This is a genomic window from Streptomyces sp. CNQ085 (assembly GCF_022614595.1).
Lineage (GTDB): Bacteria > Actinomycetota > Actinomycetes > Streptomycetales > Streptomycetaceae > Streptomyces.
This window is the reverse complement of sequence record NZ_JAJFAU010000083.1, coordinates 1-3,425: the sequence shown is the minus strand read 5'-3', so window position 1 is coordinate 3,425 and position 3,425 is coordinate 1. Positions and strand designations below refer to the sequence as shown.

The following is a 3,425-nucleotide window of genomic DNA, read 5'->3' as shown; positions in this document are numbered from 1 at the left end:
CCCCCCCCCCCCCCCCCCCCCCCACCACGATAGGCGCGCGGGCGGGCCGCGTCCCCGTCAGCCCTTCTCCAGGTACTCCTCGCGCTCGGCGTCCAGCAGCGCCTCCAGGGCCGCGCGCAGTTCGGGCAGGCGTTCCAGTCCGGGATCGGCGGCGACGATCTCCGTCGCCTTCTTCCGGGCGGCCGCGATGACTTCCTCGTCGTCGATGACGGCGAGCATCCGCAGGGAGGAGCGGGTGCCGGACTGCGCCTGGCCCAGCACATCGCCCTCCCGTCGCTGCTCCAGGTCGATGCGGGACAGCTCGAATCCGTCCAGCGTGGCGGCGACCGCCCCCAGCCTGGCGCGGGCGGGGCTGCCCTCGGGGGCCTCGCTGACCAGCAGGCACAGTCCCGGCGCACTGCCGCGCCCGACCCGGCCGCGCAGCTGGTGGAGCTGGGAGACACCGAAGCGGTCCGCGTCCATGATCACCATCACGGTGGCGTTCGGCACGTTGACCCCGACCTCGATGACGGTCGTGGCGACCAGGACGTCCAGCTCGCCGGCGGCGAAGCGGCGCATCACCTCGTCCTTGGCGTCCGGCTGCATCCGGCCGTGCAGCGCGGCCACCCGCAGTCCCTTGAGCGGTCCGTCGGCGAGCTGCCCGGCGATGTCGAGGACGGCCAGCGGCGGGCGGCGCTCGCCTCCGCCGTCGGCGCCCCCGTCGTCCTCGCCCCCCGCACGGTCCTCGCCGCCTCCGCCGCCTCCGCCGCCCCGCCCGGCGCCGGCGGGCTCCTCCTCGTCGCCGATGCGCGGGCAGACCACGTATGCCTGGTGCCCGGCCGAAGCCTCCTCGCGCACCCGCTCCCAGGCGCGGGCCAGGAAGTGGGGCTTCTCGGCGGCGGGCACGACATGGCTGGTGATGGGCGAGCGTCCGGCCGGGAGCTGGTCCAGCACGGAGGTCTCCAGGTCGCCGAAGACCGTCATGGCGACGGTACGCGGGATGGGGGTGGCGGTCATCACCAGCAGGTGCGGGGGCCGCTTCCCCTTGGAGCGCAGGGCGTCGCGCTGCTCGACGCCGAAGCGGTGCTGCTCGTCCACCACGACCAGCCCCAGGTCGTGGAAGCCCACCTTGTCCTCGATCAGGGCGTGGGTGCCGATGACGACCCCGGCCTCGCCGGTGGCCAGGTCCAGCAGCGCCCGGCGGCGGACGGCGGCCCCCATCGAACCGGTGAGCAGCACGACCTTGGTGGCGTGCTCGGCGCCGCCGAGCATTCCGCCCTCGGCCAGCTCGCCCATCATCTCGGTGATCGAGCGGTGGTGCTGCTGGGCCAGCACCTCGGTGGGGGCGAGCATAGCGGCCTGCCCGCCGGCGTCCACCACCGCGAGCATGGCACGCAGCGCCACCAGCGTCTTGCCGGAGCCGACCTCACCCTGGAGGAGGCGGTGCATGGGATGCTCGGTGGCCAGGTCGTCGAAGATCTCCCGGCTGACGGCCCGCTGGCCCTCGGTGAGGGTGAACGGCAGCCGGGCGTCGAAGGCGTCCAGCAGCCCGCCCTCGCGCGGCCTGCGCGCAACGGCCGGCAGCTGTCCCTCGGCCAGGCGGCGCCTGGCCAGCGCGACCTGGAGGACGAACGCCTCGTCCCACTTCAGCCGGGCCCGCGCCAGCTCCACGTCCGCCTTGGTGCGGGGCCGGTGGGCCTTCTCCAGCGCCTCCGGCAGCGTGGGCAGGCCGCGCTCGGCGCGCAGGGCGGCGGGCAGCGGATCCACCACCCCCGTCCAGCCGGTGGCCCGCAGGGAGTCCACGACGGTGGCGACGGCCTTGGCGATCTTCCACGACTCCAGTTGCTTGCACGCCGGGTAGATCGGCATGAGCCTTCCCGCGAAGGCGTCCACCGCCTCCGCTCCGCCGTCGGCGCCCAGCAGCTCGTAGGCGGGATGGGAGAGCTGGAGCTTCCGGTTGAACACACCGACCTTGCCCGCGAACATCCCCCGGCGACCGGGCAGCAGCTCCTTGTGGTGATGGTGGACGGCCCGGCCGAAGAAGACCAGCTGGAGGCGGCCGCTGCCGTCGGTGAGGGTGACCTCCAGACGCTTGCCGCGGCCCTGGTTGAAGGTGAGCACCCGGGAGTCGGCGACCTGGGCGACCACGGTGACGTGCTCGTCCAGCGGCAGGTCGGCGAGCCGGGTCAGCTCGCCGCGCTCGGCGTACCGCCGCGGGTAGTGGTGCAGCAGGTCTCCGACGGTGCGCAGGCCGAGGTGCTCGGCCATCACCTTCGCCGTGGTGCCGCCGAGCACCGTTCGCAGCGGTTCCGTCAGGGGGTCTCGCGTGTTCTCTTCCAGCACGGGCACGTCCCCCATTGCACACCACACCGCCGACAGTGCGGGCCGTGCGACCCGCTCACTCCGCTCACTCCACGCCGATCAGCAGCGGGCCACTCTGCCGCCCCTCGTGGACGAGTGTGTCGACGGCCAGGTGGTTGCGGCGCACATGCTCCTCCAGGTACTCGGCCAGACCCCCGGGGGCGTCCGCGCCGACCACCAGGGTCACCAACTCGCCGCCGCCCGAGAGCATCCGGTCCAGTACGGCCGCGGCCACGTCCGCCGCCCGCGCGCCGATCAGCGCCACGTCCCCCTCGATCAGACCGAGGACGTCCCCGGCCTGGCAGATCCCGGCTGTCGTCCACGCCTGCCGTTCGGCGACGCACAACTCGCCGTACCGGGTGGCCCCGGCCGCGGAGGTCATGGCGACGACGTCCTCGTCGAAGCGGCGGCCGGGCTCGTGCACGGCGAGGGCGGCGATGCCCTGCACCGGGGAGCGGGTGGGGATGATGGCGACCCTCAGCCCCTCGGCACGGGCCTGTTCGGCGGCCGCGGCGGCGGTGTGCCACAGCTCGGGATCGTTGGGCAGCAGGACGGCCTCGGACGCGCCGGTCCCCAGCAGGGCCTGCGCCAGCTCCCCGCTGGCGGGCGGCTCCCCGGGGCACGCGGTGACGGTGGTGGCGCCCGCCGCGGCGCACAGTTCGGCCAGTCCGTCGCCGGGCACCACCGCGATCACGGCGCGGTGGGCGGCACGGCCGGGGGCGTGCGCGGGCTCGCGGTCGGCGTGCCGACCGCCGGTCTGGGCGCCGAAGTGCGTGATCCGGACGCGGAAGGGGCGACCGGCCTCGATCCCGGCCTCCACCGCGGCGCCGGCGTCGTCCACATGGACGTGGACGTTCCACAGCCCGTCGCCGCCGACCACGACCAGGGAGTCGCCCAGGGCGTCGAGCCGGGTGCGCAGGGCGGCCACGGCCTCGTCCCCGGCCTCCAGCAGGTAGACGACCTCGTAGGCCGGGCCGGCCGGTTCCTCCGGCGCCGGGCAGCCCCCGCCGTCCGGGCCCGGTATCCGGTCCGGGCCCGGGAGCGGGGCCGGCGTTCCGGCGCGCTCGGCCGCCGGGGCCTCGGGC

General features: G+C 75.2%; 1 protein-coding gene and 1 pseudogene. Both read right to left on the bottom strand.

Annotated features, from left to right (window positions below; all coding sequences use genetic code 11):
• Positions 1–57: 57 nt before the first annotated feature.
• Entirely contained in the window at positions 58–2,337 is a 2,280-nt protein-coding gene (gene recG / locus LJ221_RS14985) for an ATP-dependent DNA helicase RecG (RefSeq protein ID WP_241717232.1), read from the bottom strand.
• Positions 2,338–2,386: 49 nt separating this feature from the next.
• Positions 2,387–3,425: pseudogene (locus LJ221_RS14980) on the bottom strand (dihydroxyacetone kinase); the annotation flags it as partial.

Coding starts and splice junctions, on each gene's coding strand:
- recG (WP_241717232.1), bottom strand. CDS start 2,337: ATGGGGGACGTGCCCGTGCTGGAAGAGAACACGCGAGACCCCCTGACG.